This window comes from Streptococcus sp. VTCC 12905, from assembly GCF_049893385.1.
Lineage (GTDB): Bacteria > Bacillota > Bacilli > Lactobacillales > Streptococcaceae > Streptococcus > Streptococcus suis_AA.
In genome coordinates, this window is record NZ_JBMVJC010000008.1 from 19,536 (window position 1) to 39,225 (window position 19,690).

Genomic DNA, 19,690 nt, shown 5'->3' on the forward strand with positions numbered 1-19,690 from the left:
ATTCCAAAGAAAGTACCTATAGTATTTTATGTTAATGATTGAGGTCTAATGAATGCTAGTAATTACTTGACATTTAAAGAGAATCGGTCTACAATACAATCATATATGGTTATAACCAGTTTAAGAAATTATATATGAAATATAAGGGGGCCAATATGGTTAGCTACATCAAAGCAAAATCAATTATTCTTGCAGATAGTGAGAAAGTTGATGCATATTTGGAAATTACTGATGATGGGCAGTTCGGTCACATTATTACCGAAAAACCAGATGGAAATATAATAGATTACTCAGACTATCATATCGCTCCGGGCTTGGTGGATACGCATATCCACGGCTTTGCGTCACATGATGTGATGGATAATGATTTTGAAGGAATTAAAGTTATTTCAGATGGCTTGCTAGCATGTGGTGTTACTTCTTGGTTGCCGACAACACTGACAGATTCGACTGAAAATTTAGATGCAGTCTGTGAAACGATTGGTCAACATGCAGGTGAAGAAACAGGGGCTAAAATTCAAGGTATCTTTTTGGAAGGGCCATTCTTTACAGAAAAATACAAGGGCGCTCAAAATCCTAAGTATATGAGTGATCCTTCTATTGAGAAGTTAGACTGCTGGCATAGTCTATCGAATGGTTTGGTGAATAAGATTGCTATTGCTCCAGAACGAGAAGGAGTTAAAGAATTCATTGAATTTGCAAATAGCAAAGCTATTCATACCGCTTTAGCACACAGTGATGCAACCTTTGCTCAAGCGCAGGCTGCGGTTGAAGCAGGTGCTAATATTTTTGTTCATGTCTATAATGGTATGAGTGGACTACATCATCGTGAACCTGGCATGGTCGGTGCAGCTTTAAGTTTACATGATGTTTATGCAGAAATGATTTGTGACGGACATCATGTTCATCCAGCAGCAGCGGAAATTGTGGTTAAGGCCCGTGGAGCAAAAGAGACAGTTCTAATCACTGACTGTATGAGAGCCGGAGGTATGGGCGAGGGTGAATCAAGACTTGGGGAATTTGAAGTCATTGTTAAAGATGGAACGGCTCGCCTCAAAGAAAGTGGAAGTTTAGCAGGTTCTATTTTGGAATTGATTGAAGCTGTACAAAATGTGGTGAGCTGGGGATTGGTCAGCCTCCCCGATGCATTACGTATGGCTTCATTAGCACCAGCGCGTTCTGTCAATATTGATCATATTTGTGGCCTAATTGCTGAAGGTCGTGCAGCTGATTTTATTGTAGTAGATGATGCAGGTCATCTGAAAGCTACTTATTTAGATGGTGTGAAACGGTTCGGCTAATCAACCGAAAAAATCATCTAAAAAAACTTGGTTAATAATTGTCTATTATGTATTCTTAAGGAGGATTCTAATGACCAAATTGCAACTATAACAAACTAAGTATGAACATATGACTCGCTTGTCAAATGGAAATCAGGTTATCGCAGCACTTGCGATTGACCAACGAGGTGCCTTGAAACGGTTGTTGGCATCAGCCGCTGGTGGTGGAGAATTTGCTAATGATATTTTGGTGGACTTCAAAAAAGTTATTTCTAGCGAACTAACCCCATATGCCAGTTCTATTCTTCTTGATGCAGAGTATGGAGTGACTGCGTCTGAACTGCGTCATGCAGATTGTGGGTTTATCGCTGCCTATGAAAAAACCGAATATGATGCTTCGACACCAGGACGTTTACCAGATCTTCTTCCAATTTGGTCAGCAAAACGTATCAAAGAATTAGGTGCAGATGCGGTTAAAATTTTGATGTACTATGACGTAGACGACAAACCTGAAATTAATGATATTAAACATGCTTTGGTTGAACGGATTGGTAGTGAATGTATTGCGGAAGATATTCCTTATTTTGTAGAAATTCTAACCTATGATGCAAGTGACATGGATGTAACTTCACGGGAGTATGCAAGCTTAAAACCTCATAAGGTAAAAAATGGTGCAATGCGTGAATTCAGCAAACCACGGTATAATGCAGACGTTCTTAAGGTAGAAGTGCCTGTAAATATGAATTTTGTCGAAGACTATACAAGTGAAGAATCTGTTTATACAGCAGATGAAGCAAGAGCCTATTTCAAAGAGCAATCGGAAGCTACTCATTTGCCATTTATATATTTGAGTGCAGGTGTCTCAGCTAAACTTTTCCAAGAAACTCTTGTCTTTGCAAAAGAATCAGGGTCAACCTTTAATGGTGTGCTCTGTGGTCGTGCGACATGGAAAGGTGCAGTGGCTATTTTTGCCAAAGAAGGTGAAGAAGCTGCTAAGGCTTGGTTAGCAGATCAAGGTCGCCGAAATGTTGAAGAATTAAATGACGTCCTTGTAACAAAAGCAAATCCATGGACTGAAAAGGTTGATTTGAACTAACTCATAAACTTTTCTAATGATAGCTTAATAAGAAAAATCCAGAGCTTTTAATAACTCTGGATTTTTTAGGATTCATGACCTGGCACTGAAAAACTTCTAAAGGTATGAAGACGTTTTTAGTTAAAAAAGGCTGCATATAATGCCTGTAAAGCTTTTTCTTTTTCTTCTGTTTTGACTACGAACATGACAGAAACTTCACTAGCACCTTGTGAAATCATAGCTAAATTAACATTTTGGTTGGATAAGGCACTAGTTGCGGTCGCAGTTACACCGACATGGCTCTTCATATTTTCACCGACAATCATGATAATAGACAAGCCGTGTTCGATTTCAGCCTTATCAACTTCCATTTTTGTTTTCAATTGACGTAGAATTTCAGCTTCTTTGATTGGTGTCAATTCTCTATTTCTAAGTACGATGGACAAATCATCAATACCAGTTGGCATATGTTCAAAACGAATGTTTAAATCCTCTAAAATTTGAAGGACTTTGCGCCCGAATCCGACTTCACGGTTCATGAGGTATTTAGAAATATTGATGCTGACAAAACCATCATCTGCAGCAATCCCAACGACAGGGAGAGTTTGATCTGTATGATCAAGAACAATTCTAGTACCTGGGTGGCTAGGGTTATTGGTATTTTTAATAACCAATGGAATACGACCGCGATAAGCAGGAAGAAGGGCCTCATCATGAAGAACGGAGAAACCTGCATATGCTAATTCACGCATCTCACGATAGGTTAGTTCTTTGATAGAGTGTGGGTGTTTGATAATTCCAGGGTGAGCAGCAAAGATCCCATCTACATCTGTAAAATTTTCATACAGATCTGCCTTAACCCCTGCAGCAACGATGGATCCTGTGATATCAGATCCACCCCGTGAGAAGGTACAAATTTGATTGTCAACAGTCACCCCAAAGAATCCAGGGATGACCAAGACTTCCTCTGCATTTTGCAATTCTTCAATTTTATCATAGCTCGAAGGAAGAATTCGTGCATTTCCTGGTTCAGAACTTACAATAATGCCAGCCTTTTTCGGATGAACATAGCGTGCTGGTAACCCTCTAAAAGTAAAGTATTCAGCGATTAACTTTGCATTGTTATCTTCCCCAGCGGATAAAAAAGTATCGTAAAGGAATTCGTTATCATTAATTGGTAAGGTGGCAAGAGAAATGATGTTTTCAGCAATCTTCTTCATGCTATTAGCTGAAAAACCAAGTTCATCGACCATTGCCTGGTAACGGTTGATAATCCACTCTTGGCTTGCCGTTACATCTTTCCCATCAACATATTCTCTGTAATACTTAATTAATGCATCTGTAACCTTTGTATCTTCGGCATTGCGTTTTCCAGGTGCTGAAACAACAACAAAACGGCGTTCAGAATCCGATTGAACAATGTTGAATACTTTTTCTAATTGACCGGCAGAAGCAAGGGAACTTCCACCAAATTTTACCACTTTCATTCTAATCTCCTTGAATATTTTTTTCTATTATAGCAGAATAAGGCGGAATTGTCAGTATGTTCAGAAAAATCTTGGTGAGAAGCCTAATAAAATACGAACAAGGTTTGTTGTTGAAAAATTTCAGAAAATCGAAAATCCTTATTGACTATGATACAATAGAGGAGTTAGGAGGCCAGAATGGTAAAAGCAATTATTTTTGACATGGATGGAGTAATTTTTGATACAGAATCATTTTATTTTCAGCGGCGTATAGATTTCTTGCTGACGAAAGGGTTGTCAGTGAGTCATCTGAAACCATCCTTTTTTGTTGGAGGGCGTGCTGGTCAAGTATGGCAACGTATTTTAGGAGATGATTACGAAAAATGGGATGTTCCTGTGCTGGAGGAGGAGTACCGAATTTATAAGGAGAATCGTCCCACACCTTACGCTGAACGAGTATTTCCAGATGTCAAGTCTGTCTTAGAGCGACTCAGTTTACATCCTGTCCCGCTTGTTCTGGCATCAAATACTGATCGAATTGATATTGAGAGAGCCTTGAAAGAAACGGGAATTCGCTCGTATTTCAGTCAAATCTATTCAGCAATGGATTGTGTAGCACCCAAACCAGATCCAGCTGTTTATGAACAAGCTGCAAAAGCAACAGGGGTTCCAAAATCGGACATTTTGGTTTTTGAAGATAGCGCCAAAGGGATTGAGGCCGCAAAAGCAGCTGGTTTAACCGTATGGGCTATTCGTGATCAACAGTTTGGAATGGATCAATCCAAAGCGGATAAGTTGGTTGATAGCCTTGAACAGGCCTTGGAATGGCTACAACTTTAATACCAATTCCTCCTTACCCGTCATAACCAAATATCTTTTAAAAGTTGGCTTTGCCAGCTTTTTTTTTCGGCTGTCACACTTTCGTGGAAAGAAAATAGTAAGTCTGTCAAAAACTATGTTACAATGGAAAATAAGAATTTGAAATTTGATATTCAAACCTTTTAAATATCAAATTATTTTAGAAGGAGGATGGTATGGCCTACCAAACTATTCGCTATGAAGTAATCGATTCAATTGCTATTTTGACTCTCGATAGACCTGATGTGTCAAATGGGTTTAATATTCCCATGTGTGAGGAAATATTAAATGCCATTCAACTTGCAGAAAATGATGAAACTGTAAAAATCTTACAAATTCAAGCAGAGGGCTCCGTTTTCTCAGTAGGGGGAGATCTGGTGGAGATGAAGCGTGCCGTAGATGAAGATGATATTGGTTCGCTCGTCAAAATTGCTGAGCTCGTCAATGATATTTCGTTTGCGCTGAAGAAAATACCTAAAATTGTTTTAATGGTAACAGATGGTGCGGTTGCTGGAGCAGCTGCCAATATGGCAGTAGCGGCAGACTTTGTTATTGCATCAAGTAAAACAAAGTTCATTCAAGCCTTTGTAGGTGTTGGGCTAGCCCCAGATGCGGGTGGCATCTTCTTGCTTAGTCGGGCGATTGGTAGCAATCGTGCTAGTCAATTAGCCATTACTGGAGAAGGGTTATCCGCTGATAAGGCCCTGGAATATGGTATTGTTTATAAACTGGCTGAGCCAGAAAAATTAGAGAAGATAGTTGCCCAAGTGTTAAAAAAACTCTTGCGTGGCTCTGTTAACTCCTATGCTGCCATTAAACAATTGGTTTGGGAAAGTCAGTTTAAGGACTGGGAGTCATATCGTCAATTGGAGTTAGCCATGCAAGAATCTCTAGCCTATAAAGAGGATTTTAAAGAAGGTGTTCGGGCACATACTGAACGTCGGAGACCGATATTTATCGGGAAATAATGACAGATTGTTCAAAAAAATGTTTGACATTCAAAATTTTATGGTTTATACTTTGGCTATCAAAGTAAAGGAGGCCTGTTTTGAAAGATCCAAAAGTGAATGACTATTTAACGTCCATTTTTAATAATGTGTTAGTGATTGAAGAAACAAGTCTGCGTAGTAGCCGATTTAATGACATTTCCATAAAAGAAATGCACACGATTGATGTGATTGGAAATATTGATGGGGCTACACCGAGTGATGTAGCTCGGACTTTGATGGTTACTTTGGGAACCGTGACAACCAGCCTGAATAATTTGGAACGAAAAGGATACGTGGAACGGATTCGTTCGACCAAAGACAGGCGTGTGGTGCATATCTATTTAACAAAGAAGGGCCGATTAGTCTATCGATTGCATCAAAGATTTCATAATGAAATGGTGAAACAAATCACGGATGGAATGGATGATACGGAATACCAAGTAATGAAGAAAGGACTCATGAAACTCTATCACTTCTTGGAGGATTTGAAATGAGAACCTATGCTAAAATCAGTCAGGTAGCCCACTACCTTCCGAAGAAGATTGTGACCAATGATGATTTAGCCCAGCAAATGGATACCAGTGATGAATGGATTCGTAGCCGTACAGGTATCAGACAACGATATGTTGCTACGGACGAGACAACTAGTGAATTAGCTAGTCAGGTAGCAAAGAAATTATTAGAAAAGTCTCAACTAGATGCTTCTGATATTGATTTCATCATCGTCGCAACGATTACTCCAGATGCATCCATGCCATCAACGGCAGCTATGGTTCAAGCAGCAATTGGTGCGAAAAAGGCTTTTGCCTATGATCTCGTTGCAGCTTGTTCAGGATTTGTTTTTGCGCTATCAACAGCGGAAAAAATGCTTGCTTCAGGAGTCTATAAGAGAGGACTTGTCATTGGAGCAGAGACCCTATCAAGGTCTGTCGACTGGTCAGATCGATCAACGGCAGTTTTATTTGGAGATGGTGCTGGAGGAGTTTTGCTGGAAGCGTGTGAACAACCGAGCTTTTTAGCAGAAATCTTGCGAACAGATGGCGGTCGAGGTGCTAGTCTGACAGCAGGGATAGACCAGAAAGAGACGCCATTCTCTACACAAAGCCGTCAGCAACCCTTTATCCAAATGGAGGGCAGAGCTATATTTGAATTTGCTACGAGGGATGTTACGGCAACCATGGCAGAGCTGCTAGAACAAGCTGATATGACTGTGGATTGCGTTGATTATTTCTTGCTACATCAAGCCAATATACGTATCCTAGATAAGATGGCTCGTAAATTGGGAGTGGCGCGTGAAAAATTTCCAGCAAATATGGATAAATATGGCAATACCAGCGCAGCAAGTCTTCCTATTCTCTTATCAGAATGTGTAGAGAGCGGAATGTTGCGATTGGATGGAAGCCAGACTGTTCTCATGGCTGGTTTCGGTGGAGGCCTCACATGGGGAACTCTACTCTTACAACTTTAGTTAATTCCTTGCCGTAGGCAAGATTAAAATATTTTATTTTCCAAAAGGAGACACATATCATGGCAGTATTTGAAAAAGTACAGGAAATCATCGTTGAAGAATTGGGTAAGGATGCTGAAGAAGTGACCCTTACAACAACCTTTGAAGATTTGGATGCAGATTCATTGGATCTTTTCCAAGTCATCTCTGAAATCGAAGATGCATTCGATATTCAAATCGATACTGAAGAAGGTTTGACAACTGTAGGCGATTTGGTTGCTTATGTTGAAGAAAAAACAAAATAATGACTGTTAAGGAAAATGCTGTTTAGCATTTTTCTTTGAATAATTAGTTTGATGTTCAAAACATTGAAGTATCAAACTAATTTTTAGTGAGGGTTTGGCCCTCGCTTGTTTAGCTAATGGTTTGATATTCAAATGATTAGGTAAGCAAGAAAAAAGAAGAGGAAATTATGAAGACGAAAATAACAGAATTGCTCGATATTCAGTATCCTATTTTTCAAGGTGGTATGGCTTGGGTGGCTGATGGAGATTTGGCTGGTGCCGTATCTAATGCAGGTGGTCTAGGAATCATCGGTGGAGGGAATGCTCCCAAAGAGGTGGTCAAGGCTAACATAGACAAGGTTAAATCTATCACGGACAGGCCTTTCGGTGTCAATATCATGCTTTTGTCTCCTTTTGCGGATGACATTGTTGACTTGGTCATCGAAGAAGGTGTGAAAGTTGTCACTACAGGAGCTGGAAATCCAGGGAAGTATATGGAACGTCTCCATGCTGCAGGGATTACGGTTATTCCTGTTGTACCGAGTGTAGCCCTTGCTAAACGCATGGAAAAATTAGGGGTAGATGCTGTTATTGCTGAAGGAATGGAAGCCGGAGGCCATATTGGTAAATTGACCACTATGACCTTGGTTCGTCAGGTTGTTGAAGCTGTATCTATTCCTGTTATTGCTGCTGGAGGTATTGCAGATGGTGCAGGTGCAGCAGCAGCATTCATGTTGGGTGCAGAAGCGGTGCAAGTTGGAACTCGTTTTGTAGTAGCTACAGAGTCTAATGCCCATCAGTCTTATAAGGAAAAAGTTTTAAAAGCTAAGGATATTGATACAACAGTATCTGCATCTATTGTTGGACATCCTGTGAGAGCCATCAAGAATAAGTTGTCATCTGCCTATGCAGCTGCAGAAAAAGATTTCTTGGCAGGTAAAATTTCGGCAGATGCTATTGAAGAACTTGGTGCAGGAGCGCTCCGCAATGCAGTTGTTGATGGTGATGTAACAAATGGCTCAGTAATGGCTGGTCAAATTGCTGGTCTAGTTTCTAAAGAAGAATCTTGTGAAGATATTTTGAAAGATATCTATTATGGAGCAGCCAAAGTGATTAAAGAAGAGGCAAGCCGTTGGGCTTCGGTTGGAGAATAGGATGACAAAGACAGCTTTTCTTTTTGCAGGTCAAGGGTCTCAGACAGTGGGTATGGTTCGCGACCTTTACGAATATTACCCGATAGTTAGAGAAACGTTTGACCAGGCTAGTCAGATTCTGGGGTATGACATTCGTGCCCTAATTGACAATCAAGAGGATAAATTACATCAGACTCGCTATACCCAACCTGCTATTTTGACCACTTCTGTGGCTATTTTTCGACTACTGGAAGAAGAGGGAGTACAACCTGATATGGTAGCTGGACTATCCTTGGGAGAATATTCAGCTCTGGTGGCATCGGGAGCTTTGGCCTTTGAAGATGCGATTGCCCTGATTGCTAAGCGTGGTGAATATATGGAAACGGCTGCGCCAGCAGGGACTGGTAAAATGGTTGCTGTTCTCAACACAGATGTCAACTTGATTGAAGAAATTTGCTCAACAGTTACCTCTGGTATCGTTTCCCCAGCCAACTACAACACACCGGCCCAAATCGTCATCGGTGGCGAGGTGGCTGCTGTGGATGAGGCAGTTGAATTGCTGAAGGAAGCAGGTGTCAAACGGATGATTCCGCTCAATGTATCTGGCCCCTTTCATACAGCACTTTTAAAACCAGCATCAGATCAGTTAGCCTTAGCTTTGGAACAGGTAGATTTCGCAGATTTTCGAGTACCATTGGTGGGAAATACCCAAGCTACAGTGATGAAAAAAGATGAGATAAGATTTCTTCTAACCCGTCAAGTGATGGAACCAGTTCGTTTCTATGAGTCAATCGCAACCATGCAGGAAGCTGGCGTGACTAACTTTATTGAAATCGGTCCAGGTAAAATATTATCAGGATTTGTCAAGAAAATCGATAAGACAGCGCATGTTGTAGCCATTGAAGATATAGAGGGGTTACAAATAGTATTGAATAAATCATGAGGAGGAATCATGGAATTAATAAATAAAAATGTTTTTGTAACAGGTTCAAGTCGAGGAATTGGCTTGGCCATTGCCCATAAGTTTGCTAGTCTTGGTGCTAATGTGGTGCTGAACGGTCGTGGTCAGCTAGGCCAGGACTTGCTGGATAGCTTTGCAGGTTATGGTGTGAAAGTCCTAGCTATTTCAGGAGATATTTCAAGCGCGCAAGATGCCAAACGAATGGTGGCAGAAGCCATCGAAACACTCGGTAGCGTCGATATTTTGGTCAACAATGCAGGGATTACCAAAGATGGAATGGCTCTTCGTATGACAGAAGAGGATTTTGATAGGGTTCTGAAGGTAAATCTTACCGGAACTTTTAATATGACGCAGGCTGTTTTGAAACCAATGACAAAGGCTCGAGAGGGTGCTATTATCAATCTATCAAGTGTATCTGGCTTGATTGGAAATGCTGGACAGGCCAATTATGCTGCATCAAAGGCAGGTGTGATTGGATTTACCAAAGCCATTGCCCGTGAGGTTGCTGGGCGAAATGTTCGTGTCAATGCGATTGCGCCGGGTTTTATCCAGTCTGATATGACAGACGTACTATCTGACAAGATTAAAGAAGCTATGATTGCACAAATTCCTATGAAACGATTTGGGGCACCAGAAGAAGTAGCTGATGTTGCTGTATTCCTTGCCAAGCAAGAATATCTAACAGGACAGGTGATTGCTGTTGACGGTGGCTTGACAATGCAGTAAACCAGTCTTCCAATTTATCTTTTATTACTTCGAAGAGCGAGGAAACTTGGTTTCCAGTTTTCCAGCTTCAAACAATTTATTGGATTGTTTGAACTCGCTTTGCCGTACTAATGGAGCGTTACTTACTTTCGTAAGTACGATTTCCAATCTTCAATAGTCCACTAGACTATTGAAGCTGTCTGTAACTTGTTGAAATAAACTTTGTTCGTAGAACTAAAAGCAAACGGAAAGACTGCAATAACGCACTGTGAATTTAATATTGTTTTGTGTGTTGTTTTAAGAGAGGTTTGAAAATGAAAAAATTAAATCGTGTAGTAGTAACAGGCTACGGTCTGACATCTCCAATCGGAAATACGCCAGAGGAATTCTGGGATAGCTTGGTCAATGGTAAGATTGGTATCGGAAAGATTACCAAGTTTGATACTAGTGAATACTCTGTTCATAATGCGGCCGAAATTAAGGATTTTCCTTTTGATAAATACTTTGTAAAAAAAGATACAAATCGCTACGATAACTACTCACTCTATGCTCTTTATGCGGCTCGAGAGGCCGTAGCCAATGCCAATCTCGATACAGAAGCGGTTGACAGTGACCGTTTTGGCGTTATCTTATCAACAGGTATCGGTGGTATTTTGGAAATTGAAGAGCAAGTGGCTCGTATGAACGAAAAGGGGCCAAAACGAATTCGTCCCATGGCTCTTCCAAAGGCCTTACCAAACATGGCGGCTGGTAATATTGCCATGCAGGTCGGTGCAAATGGTGTCTGCAAGTGTGTCATCACAGCCTGTGCTTCGTCAAATGATGCCTTAGGAGAGGCCTTCCGTGAAATCAAGTTTGGTTTCCAAGATGTCATGTTGGCTGGTGGAGCAGAGGCAGCCATTACTCCGTTTGCAATCGGTGGTTTCCAAGCTTTGACAGCTATGTCGACTACTGAGGATCCAGAACGTGCGTCTATTCCATTTGACAAGGACCGCAATGGTTTTGTCATGGGAGAGGGTTCCGCGGTTTTAGTATTGGAAAGTTTGGAACACGCAGAGGCGCGTGGGGCGACGATTTTAGCTGAAATCGTTGGTTATGGAAATACCTGCGATGCTTACCACATGACTTCTCCACATCCAGAAGGTCTGGGTGCTATTAAGGCCATGAAGTTGGCCATTTCAGAAGCAGGTTTAGAGCCAGCTGATATTGACTACATCAATGCCCATGGCACTTCGACACCGGCTAATGAAAAAGGGGAAAGCCAAGCTATCGTATCCGTCTTCGGCAAGAATACGCCAGTTTCTTCCACCAAGTCCTTCACAGGCCACTTGTTGGGGGCGGCGGGTGCAGTTGAGGCGGCAGCTGTCATTGAGGCTATGCGGCACTCTTACGCACCAAAGACAGCTGGTACGACAGAGTTGTCTGACTACATCGAGGCGGATGTCATCTTTGGTCAAGGCCGTGATATGGAAATCCGTCATGCCATTTCAAATACATTCGGCTTTGGAGGTCACAACTCGGTGATTGCTTTCAAACGTTGGGAGGCTTAAGTGAATATTACAGAAATAAAGGATTTGATGAGTCAGTTTGACCAGTCAAGTCTGCGAGAATTTTCATATAGCAATGCTGGGGAAACCTTGCATTTCAGTAAAAATCAGCAGGCGATAGCGGCTCCGAGTCCAAAGGTAGAAGCTCCGCTTGCTCCAGTAGCTCCTGCAAGCCCAACCGTGCCAGCAGCTGAAACCAGTGAGCCAGCTCCAGCAGAAGTAAGTGTAAGCCCTGTGGCAGAAGGTGCAGTGGTGGAAAGTCCTTTAGTTGGTGTAGCTTATTTGTCTCCATCGCCTGACAAGCCAGCCTTCGTAGCAGTTGGCGATACGGTCAAAAAAGGGCAGACCCTCATGATTATTGAAGCCATGAAGGTCATGAATGAAGTGCCAGCTGACCGTGACGGTGTTGTCACAGAGATTTTGGTGGCCAACCAAGACGTTGTAGAATATGGACAAGGATTGGTACGTATCAAATGATTGATATTTTGAAAATTAAAGAGGCGCTTCCTCATCGCTATCCTATGCTCTTGGTCGATCGTGTCCTTGAAGTATCGGAAGACGAGATTGTGGCCCTCAAAAATGTGACCATTAACGAGCCCTTCTTCAACGGGCATTTTCCAGACTATCCTGTCATGCCAGGTGTTCTCATCATGGAGGCTTTGGCACAAACCGCAGGTGTCTTGGAATTGTCCAAGGAAGAAAACAAGGGCAACCTGGTCTTTTATGCCGGAATGGACAAAGTTAAATTTAAGAAGCAAGTTGTACCTGGAGACCAGTTAATCATGACAGCAAAATTTGTCAAACGCCGTGGAACCATTGCGGTCGTTGAGGCAAAGGCAGAGGTGGACGGGAAATTGGCTGCATCGGGGGTGTTGACTTTTGCTATCGGGAAATAAATCAGTTCTCCATTTTATCTTTTATTGCGTCGTTAACTCGTTTTGCCGTACCCAAGTACTGTCTACAACAAATGATACGAATTTTATTTGTCTCATTTCCAACCTCCAAAGGTTTCCCAAACCTTTGGAGCAAGCACTAAAAGTAAAATGAAGAACTGCTATTGATAACCATTATTTAATATTCTCATCTTGAGATTGTTATAACAATTATTCTATGTTAAAAAGGAGATAGGATTCATCATGTTTGAGAAAATTTTGATTGCCAATCGTGGTGAGATAGCGGTGCGGATTATTCGTGCGGCCAGGGAATTGGGGATAGCGACAGTAGCTGTCTACTCAGAAGCCGACAAGGAAGCACTCCATACCATGTTGGCAGATGAGGCAGTTTGTATTGGACCAGCACGTTCGACAGACTCCTATCTCAATATGCAGGCGGTCATCTCGGCGGCTGTTGTGACAGGTGCTCAGGCTATTCACCCTGGTTTTGGATTTTTGAGTGAAAACTCCAAATTTGCCACCCTCTGTGAAGAGGTCGGCATCAAGTTTATCGGGCCATCCGGAACGGTTATGGATACCATGGGGGATAAAATCAACGCGCGGGCGGAGATGATTAAGGCTCAAGTGCCTGTTATTCCAGGATCAGACGGTGAAGTCTTAACAATCCAAGAAGCCCTTGAAATCGCTGAAAAGATTGGCTACCCTGTCATGCTCAAGGCATCGGCAGGTGGTGGCGGTAAGGGGATTCGTAAGGTGGAAAAAGCTGAAGACTTAGTGCCTGCCTTCGAATCGGCTTCCAGCGAAGCCAAGGCAGCCTTTGGTAATGGCGCTATGTATATGGAGCGGGTCGTTTATCCAGCTCGCCATATCGAAGTACAGATTTTGGCGGATCAGCATGGTCATGTCATTCATCTGGGAGAACGGGATTGTTCCCTTCAACGCAATAACCAAAAAGTTTTAGAAGAAGCTCCGTCTATTGCTATAGGCCAGACCATGCGGGACCGTATCGGTCAAGCAGCTGTGCGGGCTGCCCAGTCAGTTGGTTATGAAAATGCAGGGACCATTGAGTTCCTCTTGGATGAAGCCAAAGGCGAATTTTACTTCATGGAAATGAACACACGGGTGCAGGTAGAACATCCTGTAACCGAGTTTGTGACTGGTGTGGATATTGTCAAGGAGCAGATTAAAATAGCAGCTGGTCAGGAACTCAGTGTCCGTCAAGAAGATGTGCAGATTACAGGTCATGCTATTGAATGCCGTATCAATGCCGAAAATCCAGCCTTCAACTTCGCCCCAAGCCCGGGAAAAATCTCCAATCTTTATCTGCCAAGTGGTGGCGTTGGTTTGCGTGTGGACTCGGCAGTTTATCCGGGCTACACGATTCCACCATACTATGATTCTATGATTGCTAAGGTTATTGTGCATGGAGAAAATCGTTTCGAAGCTCTAATGAAAATGCAACGTGCGCTTTATGAACTAGAAATTGAAGGAGTGGTAACCAATACGGACTTCCAGTTGCACTTGATTTCTGACAAACGTGTTGTGGCTGGTGATTATGATACAGCCTATCTTATGGAAGAGTTTTTACCGCACTATCAAGAAGAATTAAAAAAGTAAATTAGGAGAGAAGTATGGCTTTGTTTCGTAAAAAGGATAAGTATATTCGCATCAGTCCCAATCGTTCACGGACAGAAAAGGCAATTCAAACAAAGCCGGAAGTGCCAGATGAACTCTTTTCGAAGTGTCCTGCTTGTAAAGAGATTTTGTACAAACGAGATCTTGGACCAGAAAAAGTCTGTCACCATTGTTCATATAACTTTCGAATTACAGCCTATGAACGTCTGAATTTGACGATAGATGAGGGAACATTTGAGGAATTATTTACAGGAATTGACACGAAAAATCCGCTCGATTTTCCAAATTATCTTGAAAAGTTGTCTGAAAATCGTCAGAAAACGGGACTGGATGAGGCAGTCTTGACTGGTAGGGCGAAAATTGGTGGTTATTCAGTAGCTTTGGGAATTATGGACTCAAACTTTATCATGGCCTCCATGGGAACGGTGGTCGGTGAGAAAATCACTCGTCTTTTCGAGCTCGCTATGGAAGAGCGACTCCCAGTTGTACTATTTACCGCATCTGGCGGTGCTCGAATGCAGGAGGGCATTATGAGTCTGATGCAAATGGCCAAAATTTCAGCTGTAGTAAAACGTCATTCTAATGTGGGTCTCTTTTACTTGACGGTCTTGACTGACCCGACAACAGGAGGTGTGACGGCTAGTTTTGCCATGGAAGGCGATATTATCCTGGCTGAGCCACAGGCCTTGGTTGGTTTTGCAGGACGGCGCGTGATTGAGTCAACTGTACGGGAAAATTTGCCAGATGATTTCCAGAAGGCTGAATTTTTACAAGAACATGGCTTTGTTGATGCCATTGTCAAACGCCAAGATTTACCAACGACGATTAGTCGCTTGCTGAGAATGCATGGAGGTGTGAGATGACCAGTGATATTGCACGTATGATCCGTTTGGCACGTGATCAGGCACGCTTGACGACCTTAGACTATGCCACGCAACTCTTCGATGATTTTATTGAGTTACATGGTGACCGAAACTTCCGCGATGACGGTGCTGTGGTCGGTGGTATCGGCTTTCTAGCAGGTCAGCCTGTGACGGTTATTGGAATCCAAAAAGGCAAGAACCTCCAGGACAACCTTAAACGCAACTTTGGTCAGCCCCATCCTGAAGGTTACCGCAAGGCCCTTCGCCTTATGAAGCAGGCGGAGAAGTTTGGTCGTCCAGTTGTCACATTTATTAATACTGCAGGAGCATATCCAGGCGTCGGTGCAGAGGAGCGTGGACAGGGCGAGGCCATTGCCCGAAACCTCATGGAGATGAGCGACCTCAAGGTGCCTATTATCGCCATTATCATCGGTGAGGGAGGATCTGGTGGGGCTCTTGCTCTAGCAGTCGCAGACCAGGTCTGGATGCTGGAAAACTCTATGTACGCTGTCCTCAGCCCTGAAGGTTTTGCCTCTATCCTCTGGAAAGACGGCAGTCGGGCCATGGAAGCAGCAGAACTCATGAAGATCACGTCATACGAATTGGAGAAACTGCAAGTGGTCGATCGGGTTGTTTTGGAAAATGGCAGAGCTACCAAGGAAGTCTTGGCTGACATCAAGGAAAACCTTGTCAGCCAGTTGGCTCAACTGCAGACCTTGCCACTTGATGAGCTGCTCGAAAACCGCTATCAACGCTTTAGAAAGTACTAGGAAGACCTAGTATTTTTTTCTAGATTTGATACAAGGGATAAAATCATTTCAGGAGGTTTTCCATGTTAGTAAATGCAGATCTATCAAACGCAGAAGAATTGCTACCTATTCAGCACCGAGCATTTGCAGCTTTGTATGAAACCTATCAGGACCAGTACAACCCTGCTATTGAAGCTATGGACTATTTTCAATCACGATTTGCACGACCAAATTGCACCTACTACAAGATTGTCAAGGAAGGGCACACAGTCGGTTTAGTACGAACAACGGTCGCTGAAGATGCAGACCAGGGCTGGTTAGACATGACTGGCATTGATCCAGACTACAGAGGAAAAGGCTATGGTCACAAGGCTATGCTAGAATTAGAAAGCCTTTATCCGACAAGTTATCCGTTGGGTGCTCTGTACCGTCTTACAGGAGCCTAGATTAGTCGCTTTCTATGAAAAACTTGTCAAAACCGAACCTGAACAAGAAGCTATGGACATGGTCTACATGGAGAAATGGATTTTGGATCCAAAAAAAACGTTTCTGTTAGTCAGTTGGATAACGGAAACGTTTTTTATTTTAATTTAATTCTGATTTATCAGGTAAAAGTATGGCCAGAACGATATAGGCAGTTAAAAAAGGTAAATTAGTGATAATGGCCAAGAAGATGACAACCAATCGAACGTTTTCTAACTTCCAACCATAGTTTTCATACACGTCAAAATAGTCATATAGTCCAGCGATAACACCAGCAATTTCTTTACGACTTTTATCTTTATACCATTTCTTTGGTTTCATATCTCACTCCTATGGTTTAATTACTTCTACCCCACCCATGTATGGACGGAGTACTTCGGGAATAGTAACAGAGCCGTCTTCATTTTGGTAGTTTTCAAGGATGGCAGCCACGGTACGACCAACTGCTAAACCAGACCCATTGAGGGTGTGGAGCAATTTAACCTTGCCGTCAGCAGCATCGCGGTAGCGGATTTGGGCACGGCGGGCTTGGAAATCCTCGGTATTTGAACAGCTTGAGATTTCACGGTAGGCATTTTGGGCAGGAATCCAGACTTCTAAGTCATAGGTTTTGGCTGCTGAGAAGCCCATGTCGCCTGTACAGAGGGCAAGGACGCGGTAAGGCAAGCCTAATTTTTGAAGGATATTTTCTGCATTTGCTGTCATTTTTTCCAATTCATCATAAGATTGCTCTGGTGTGGCAAATTTGACCATTTCAACCTTGTGGAATTGGTGAAGGCGGATAAGACCACGGGTGTCACGACCAGCAGAACCTGCTTCAGAACGGAAAGATGGGCTCATAGCTGTGAAGTAGATTGGCAAGTCTTTTTCTTCCAAAATCTCATTGCGGTAGTAGTTGGTCAATGGCACCTCCGCAGTTGGAATGAGGACATAGTTAGTATCAGTCAACTCAAACGTATCTTCTTTAAATTTTGGATATTGACCGGTACCATACATTGAGTCACGGTTAACCATATAAGGCGTGATAATTTCTTGGTAGCCTTCTGTGATATGCTCATCCAACATGAAGTTATAAAGGGCACGCTCCAAACGAGCACCTAAATTCTTGTAGAAAAGGAAACGAGCACCAGTTACTTTTGCACCACGTTCCCAGTCCAGAATGTCAAGGTCTTCACCCAAATCCCAGTGAGCTTTTGGCTCGAAATTAAATTCACGGGGTGTTCCCCAACGGCGAACTTCCACGTTTTCCTCTTCGTCAACCCCAACTGGAACAGAATCATGAGGAGTATTTGGAAGAACTGCAAGGATGGCATTTAGTTTTTCATCAATTTCTAAGAGTTCTGCATCTAAATTTTTCACATCTGCAGACAATTTTTGCATAGCAGCAATCTTATCATCTACATTTTCTTTGTTACGTTTTGCTTGGGCAATTTCTGCAGAAACTGTGTTACGTTCAGCTTTTAATTCTTCTACAGTAACCAAGATTTCACGGCGTTTTGCATCCAATTCTTTGATATTTTCCAAGCTTTCAGCAGTTACACCACGTGTAGCTAATTTAGAAGCTACTCCGTCAAAATCTGTACGAATACGTTTTATATCTAACATAACTATGGATACCCAGAGCAGAGTAGCTACAAGTCAAAGTAGAAAGTTACTAGAAAGTTTAGATTTTTTAGGTGGCTTTTTACTTTGACAGAGCCTAATGCTCTAGTTCAATTTTTAGCATCTTGAGTGACGATGAAATTGAACTTTCCTTTCTTTTTTTTTAAATAAAACGCACACATGAGTAACTACTGGAGCGATATTTACCGCGGTTCCATCCAGTTTCACATGTGTGCACTTTTTAATAATTAATTTTAGTAGCAACGGTAGAATTTCATTAATTTTACTTATCTGCTCACAGCAACCGCAGACTTTCTGAAAAGCTAAACTAATTACTTATCCGTTTGTCTTATTATACTAGATTTTCTATTTTTTGGCAAATAGATTAAAAATTTTTCTTTCAATTGTTTGAATGAGGGTTGGTAATTTGACGACTTTCTCATTACCGATATGCTCACGAGCAACTTTGAGAATTTTACCAGAGTCTTTGGAAGCAAACAGGAATCGACTTTTTTTGGTGTAAATTTCAAAATGTCGACTGATTTTTTTTCCAGAAACATTTGCACCAATGCGAGTCATCTCTGACCAAGGAATCTGGATATAACGCTCAACGTTGCTATCAGGATAGAATTCTAGAGCCTTGTCACCAAGTAAAAATTTGCCAACCTTACCACCAAATCCCATGTAAGAAACTCCTGTGGTTTGTAGCTCAATGCTTGTATTTTGTGATTGTGCCATAGTGTTCCCTTCTTAGATATTCATTATATCATAAAACCCCGCATTTGCGGGGTAATTGATTACATAATTCCGAAGAAACGAGCAAGAATACCTACGATGAAGAGACCGATAATCATTGTGATTGGTGTTACTTTTTTCTTAAGCAAGTACATGCAGAGGAAAGTAAGGAGAAGTCCCATCAAACCTGGAATCAAACTGTCCAACTGGCCTTGTAAAGTTTGTGCTTGAGTTGGTTCAAGGCTAAATCCGCTAAGAGCTTGACCAAGAATACCTTTCAACTCAGTACCAGTAACTGTACCTTCTGGGAAGACAATGTAGGCACCTTCTGACAATTGTTTAGCAGGAAGGTTTACAGAGAAATTAATAGAAACCCAACGTTGAACAAGTACAGCAAGGATGAACATACCAAGGATAGAAGCACCTTTTGTAATATCTTGTAGGATACCACCTGACATGTCTTTAGTGATTTCACTACCAGCTTTGTAACCAAATTCTTGAGTATACCAAAGGAAGGAAATACGGATAGCATTCCATCCGATAAAGAATAGAAGTGGACCAACGATGTTACCAGTCATTGCAAGTGAAGCACCAAGGGCACCGAGAATCGGACGAACAGTAAACCAGAAAACTGGGTCACCGATACCTGCAAGAGGTCCCATCATACCGATTTTCACACCTTGGATTGCTTTGTCATCGATTTCAGCACCATTAGCACGTTCTTCTTCTAGGGCAAGTGTTACACCAAGGATTGGAGAAGCAACATATGGGTGTGTGTTGAAGAATTCCAAGTGGCGCTCAAGGGCAGCAGCTTGATCTTCTTTTTTAGTGTAGAGTTTTTTGATAGCTGGAATCATTGCATATGCCCAACCTAAGTTTTGCATACGCTCATAGTTCCAAGAACCTTGAAGGAAGGTTGAACGCCACCAAACTTTTTTACGATCGCTTACGGAAAGTTGAATTTTTTCTGACATGGTTAAATCTC

The 19,690-nt window shown here is 42.1% G+C and carries 21 protein-coding genes and 1 pseudogene; 17 read left to right on the plus strand and 5 right to left on the minus strand.

The features are described from left to right. Positions 1-155: 155 nt before the first annotated feature. Positions 156-1,301 carry an N-acetylglucosamine-6-phosphate deacetylase gene (gene nagA / locus ACPC58_RS04310; RefSeq protein WP_289649224.1) on the plus strand — a complete coding sequence of 382 codons (1,146 nt, stop codon included), beginning with the start codon at positions 156-158 and terminating at the stop codon, positions 1,299-1,301. Positions 1,302-1,371: 70 nt separating this feature from the next. Continuing rightward, positions 1,372-2,376: pseudogene (gene lacD / locus ACPC58_RS04315) on the plus strand (tagatose-bisphosphate aldolase). Between the two features lie 116 nt (positions 2,377-2,492). On the opposite strand, the gene ACPC58_RS04320 reads toward lacD, so the two are convergent. Further along, positions 2,493-3,842, minus strand: coding sequence for an aspartate kinase (locus ACPC58_RS04320; protein ID WP_274504574.1), 1,350 nt, complete (start codon positions 3,840-3,842; stop codon positions 2,493-2,495). A gap of 177 nt (positions 3,843-4,019) precedes the next feature. On the opposite strand from ACPC58_RS04320, the gene ACPC58_RS04325 reads away from it, so the two are divergent. From ACPC58_RS04325 to ACPC58_RS04395, 15 genes are all read left to right on the plus strand, one after another. Then, entirely contained in the window at positions 4,020-4,661 is a 642-nt protein-coding gene (locus tag ACPC58_RS04325; RefSeq protein WP_434065359.1) for an HAD family hydrolase, read from the plus strand. A gap of 194 nt (positions 4,662-4,855) precedes the next feature. Then, entirely contained in the window at positions 4,856-5,647 is a 792-nt protein-coding gene (locus tag ACPC58_RS04330; protein ID WP_274504576.1) for an enoyl-CoA hydratase, read from the plus strand. A gap of 80 nt (positions 5,648-5,727) precedes the next feature. Further along, complete coding sequence (fabT, locus tag ACPC58_RS04335; protein ID WP_434065360.1) at positions 5,728-6,162, plus strand: fatty acid biosynthesis transcriptional regulator FabT; 435 nt, start codon at positions 5,728-5,730, stop codon at positions 6,160-6,162. After that, positions 6,159-7,136 carry a beta-ketoacyl-ACP synthase III gene (locus ACPC58_RS04340; RefSeq protein WP_434065361.1) on the plus strand — a complete coding sequence of 326 codons (978 nt, stop codon included), beginning with the start codon at positions 6,159-6,161 and terminating at the stop codon, positions 7,134-7,136. The genes fabT and ACPC58_RS04340 overlap by 4 nt, the downstream gene beginning before the upstream one ends. A gap of 59 nt (positions 7,137-7,195) precedes the next feature. Then, positions 7,196-7,420 (plus strand): acyl carrier protein, encoded by a 225-nt coding sequence (locus ACPC58_RS04345; RefSeq protein ID WP_002938891.1) that lies wholly within the window; start codon positions 7,196-7,198, stop codon positions 7,418-7,420. A 167-nt stretch (positions 7,421-7,587) separates the two neighbouring features. Next, positions 7,588-8,553 carry an enoyl-[acyl-carrier-protein] reductase FabK gene (fabK, locus tag ACPC58_RS04350; RefSeq protein ID WP_434065362.1) on the plus strand — a complete coding sequence of 322 codons (966 nt, stop codon included), beginning with the start codon at positions 7,588-7,590 and terminating at the stop codon, positions 8,551-8,553. 1 nt (position 8,554) lies between these two features. Further along, positions 8,555-9,475 (plus strand): ACP S-malonyltransferase, encoded by a 921-nt coding sequence (gene fabD, locus ACPC58_RS04355; RefSeq protein WP_277836853.1) that lies wholly within the window; start codon positions 8,555-8,557, stop codon positions 9,473-9,475. 9 nt (positions 9,476-9,484) lie between these two features. Continuing rightward, positions 9,485-10,219 (plus strand): 3-oxoacyl-[acyl-carrier-protein] reductase, encoded by a 735-nt coding sequence (gene fabG / locus ACPC58_RS04360; RefSeq protein WP_434065363.1) that lies wholly within the window; start codon positions 9,485-9,487, stop codon positions 10,217-10,219. A gap of 293 nt (positions 10,220-10,512) precedes the next feature. Further along, on the plus strand, positions 10,513-11,748 hold the full coding sequence (fabF, locus tag ACPC58_RS04365) for a beta-ketoacyl-ACP synthase II (protein WP_217374685.1): 1,236 nt from the start codon (positions 10,513-10,515) through the stop codon (positions 11,746-11,748). After that, positions 11,749-12,222, plus strand: a complete 474-nt coding sequence (accB, locus tag ACPC58_RS04370) for an acetyl-CoA carboxylase biotin carboxyl carrier protein (RefSeq protein WP_434065364.1) — start codon at positions 11,749-11,751, stop codon at positions 12,220-12,222. Further along, a complete protein-coding gene (fabZ, locus tag ACPC58_RS04375; RefSeq protein ID WP_130555232.1) occupies positions 12,219-12,641 on the plus strand; it encodes a 3-hydroxyacyl-ACP dehydratase FabZ in 423 nt (140 codons plus the stop codon). Before accB ends, fabZ begins: the two co-directional genes overlap by 4 nt. Positions 12,642-12,881: 240 nt before the next feature. Further along, positions 12,882-14,255, plus strand: coding sequence for an acetyl-CoA carboxylase biotin carboxylase subunit (locus tag ACPC58_RS04380; RefSeq protein WP_217374687.1), 1,374 nt, complete (start codon positions 12,882-12,884; stop codon positions 14,253-14,255). Positions 14,256-14,269: 14 nt separating this feature from the next. Beyond that, positions 14,270-15,136: an acetyl-CoA carboxylase, carboxyltransferase subunit beta gene (gene accD / locus ACPC58_RS04385; RefSeq protein WP_130555230.1), complete on the plus strand. Its 867-nt coding sequence runs from the start codon at positions 14,270-14,272 to the stop codon at positions 15,134-15,136. After that, complete coding sequence (locus tag ACPC58_RS04390) at positions 15,133-15,906, plus strand: acetyl-CoA carboxylase carboxyl transferase subunit alpha (RefSeq protein ID WP_130555229.1); 774 nt, start codon at positions 15,133-15,135, stop codon at positions 15,904-15,906. The genes accD and ACPC58_RS04390 overlap by 4 nt, the downstream gene beginning before the upstream one ends. 62 nt (positions 15,907-15,968) lie before the next feature. Next, on the plus strand, positions 15,969-16,331 hold the full coding sequence (locus ACPC58_RS04395; protein WP_434065365.1) for a GNAT family N-acetyltransferase: 363 nt from the start codon (positions 15,969-15,971) through the stop codon (positions 16,329-16,331). 139 nt (positions 16,332-16,470) lie between these two features. Here the strand turns inward: ACPC58_RS04395 and ACPC58_RS04400 are convergent, their stop codons facing one another. The 4 genes from ACPC58_RS04400 to ACPC58_RS04415 all read right to left on the minus strand — a co-directional run bounded on the left by ACPC58_RS04400 (position 16,471) and on the right by ACPC58_RS04415 (position 19,679). Continuing rightward, the gene (locus ACPC58_RS04400) at positions 16,471-16,689 is read right to left on the minus strand and encodes a PspC domain-containing protein (RefSeq protein ID WP_130555228.1); all 219 of its coding nucleotides are present in this window, start codon (positions 16,687-16,689) and stop codon (positions 16,471-16,473) included. A gap of 9 nt (positions 16,690-16,698) precedes the next feature. Continuing rightward, positions 16,699-17,973, minus strand: coding sequence for a serine--tRNA ligase (serS, locus tag ACPC58_RS04405; protein WP_434065366.1), 1,275 nt, complete (start codon positions 17,971-17,973; stop codon positions 16,699-16,701). A 363-nt stretch (positions 17,974-18,336) separates the two neighbouring features. Beyond that, on the minus strand, positions 18,337-18,708 hold the full coding sequence (locus ACPC58_RS04410; protein ID WP_434065367.1) for a DUF956 family protein: 372 nt from the start codon (positions 18,706-18,708) through the stop codon (positions 18,337-18,339). Between the two features lie 59 nt (positions 18,709-18,767). Next, positions 18,768-19,679, minus strand: coding sequence for a PTS system mannose/fructose/sorbose family transporter subunit IID (locus ACPC58_RS04415; RefSeq protein WP_434065368.1), 912 nt, complete (start codon positions 19,677-19,679; stop codon positions 18,768-18,770). Positions 19,680-19,690 lie beyond the last annotated feature (11 nt).

Excerpts from the sequence above, each read along its gene's own strand:
- nagA (WP_289649224.1), top strand. The coding sequence starts at position 156 with ATGGTTAGCTACATCAAAGCAAAATCAATTATTCTTGCAGATAGTGAG.
- ACPC58_RS04320 (WP_274504574.1), bottom strand. The coding sequence starts at position 3,842 with ATGAAAGTGGTAAAATTTGGTGGAAGTTCCCTTGCTTCTGCCGGTCAA.
- ACPC58_RS04325 (WP_434065359.1), top strand. The coding sequence starts at position 4,020 with ATGGTAAAAGCAATTATTTTTGACATGGATGGAGTAATTTTTGATACA.
- ACPC58_RS04330 (WP_274504576.1), top strand. The coding sequence starts at position 4,856 with ATGGCCTACCAAACTATTCGCTATGAAGTAATCGATTCAATTGCTATT.
- ACPC58_RS04340 (WP_434065361.1), top strand. The coding sequence starts at position 6,159 with ATGAGAACCTATGCTAAAATCAGTCAGGTAGCCCACTACCTTCCGAAG.
- ACPC58_RS04345 (WP_002938891.1), top strand. The coding sequence starts at position 7,196 with ATGGCAGTATTTGAAAAAGTACAGGAAATCATCGTTGAAGAATTGGGT.
- fabK (WP_434065362.1), top strand. The coding sequence starts at position 7,588 with ATGAAGACGAAAATAACAGAATTGCTCGATATTCAGTATCCTATTTTT.
- fabD (WP_277836853.1), top strand. The coding sequence starts at position 8,555 with ATGACAAAGACAGCTTTTCTTTTTGCAGGTCAAGGGTCTCAGACAGTG.
- fabG (WP_434065363.1), top strand. The coding sequence starts at position 9,485 with ATGGAATTAATAAATAAAAATGTTTTTGTAACAGGTTCAAGTCGAGGA.
- fabF (WP_217374685.1), top strand. The coding sequence starts at position 10,513 with ATGAAAAAATTAAATCGTGTAGTAGTAACAGGCTACGGTCTGACATCT.
- fabZ (WP_130555232.1), top strand. The coding sequence starts at position 12,219 with ATGATTGATATTTTGAAAATTAAAGAGGCGCTTCCTCATCGCTATCCT.
- ACPC58_RS04380 (WP_217374687.1), top strand. The coding sequence starts at position 12,882 with ATGTTTGAGAAAATTTTGATTGCCAATCGTGGTGAGATAGCGGTGCGG.
- accD (WP_130555230.1), top strand. The coding sequence starts at position 14,270 with ATGGCTTTGTTTCGTAAAAAGGATAAGTATATTCGCATCAGTCCCAAT.
- ACPC58_RS04390 (WP_130555229.1), top strand. The coding sequence starts at position 15,133 with ATGACCAGTGATATTGCACGTATGATCCGTTTGGCACGTGATCAGGCA.
- ACPC58_RS04395 (WP_434065365.1), top strand. The coding sequence starts at position 15,969 with ATGTTAGTAAATGCAGATCTATCAAACGCAGAAGAATTGCTACCTATT.
- ACPC58_RS04400 (WP_130555228.1), bottom strand. The coding sequence starts at position 16,689 with ATGAAACCAAAGAAATGGTATAAAGATAAAAGTCGTAAAGAAATTGCT.
- serS (WP_434065366.1), bottom strand. The coding sequence starts at position 17,973 with ATGTTAGATATAAAACGTATTCGTACAGATTTTGACGGAGTAGCTTCT.
- ACPC58_RS04410 (WP_434065367.1), bottom strand. The coding sequence starts at position 18,708 with ATGGCACAATCACAAAATACAAGCATTGAGCTACAAACCACAGGAGTT.
- ACPC58_RS04415 (WP_434065368.1), bottom strand. The coding sequence starts at position 19,679 with ATGTCAGAAAAAATTCAACTTTCCGTAAGCGATCGTAAAAAAGTTTGG.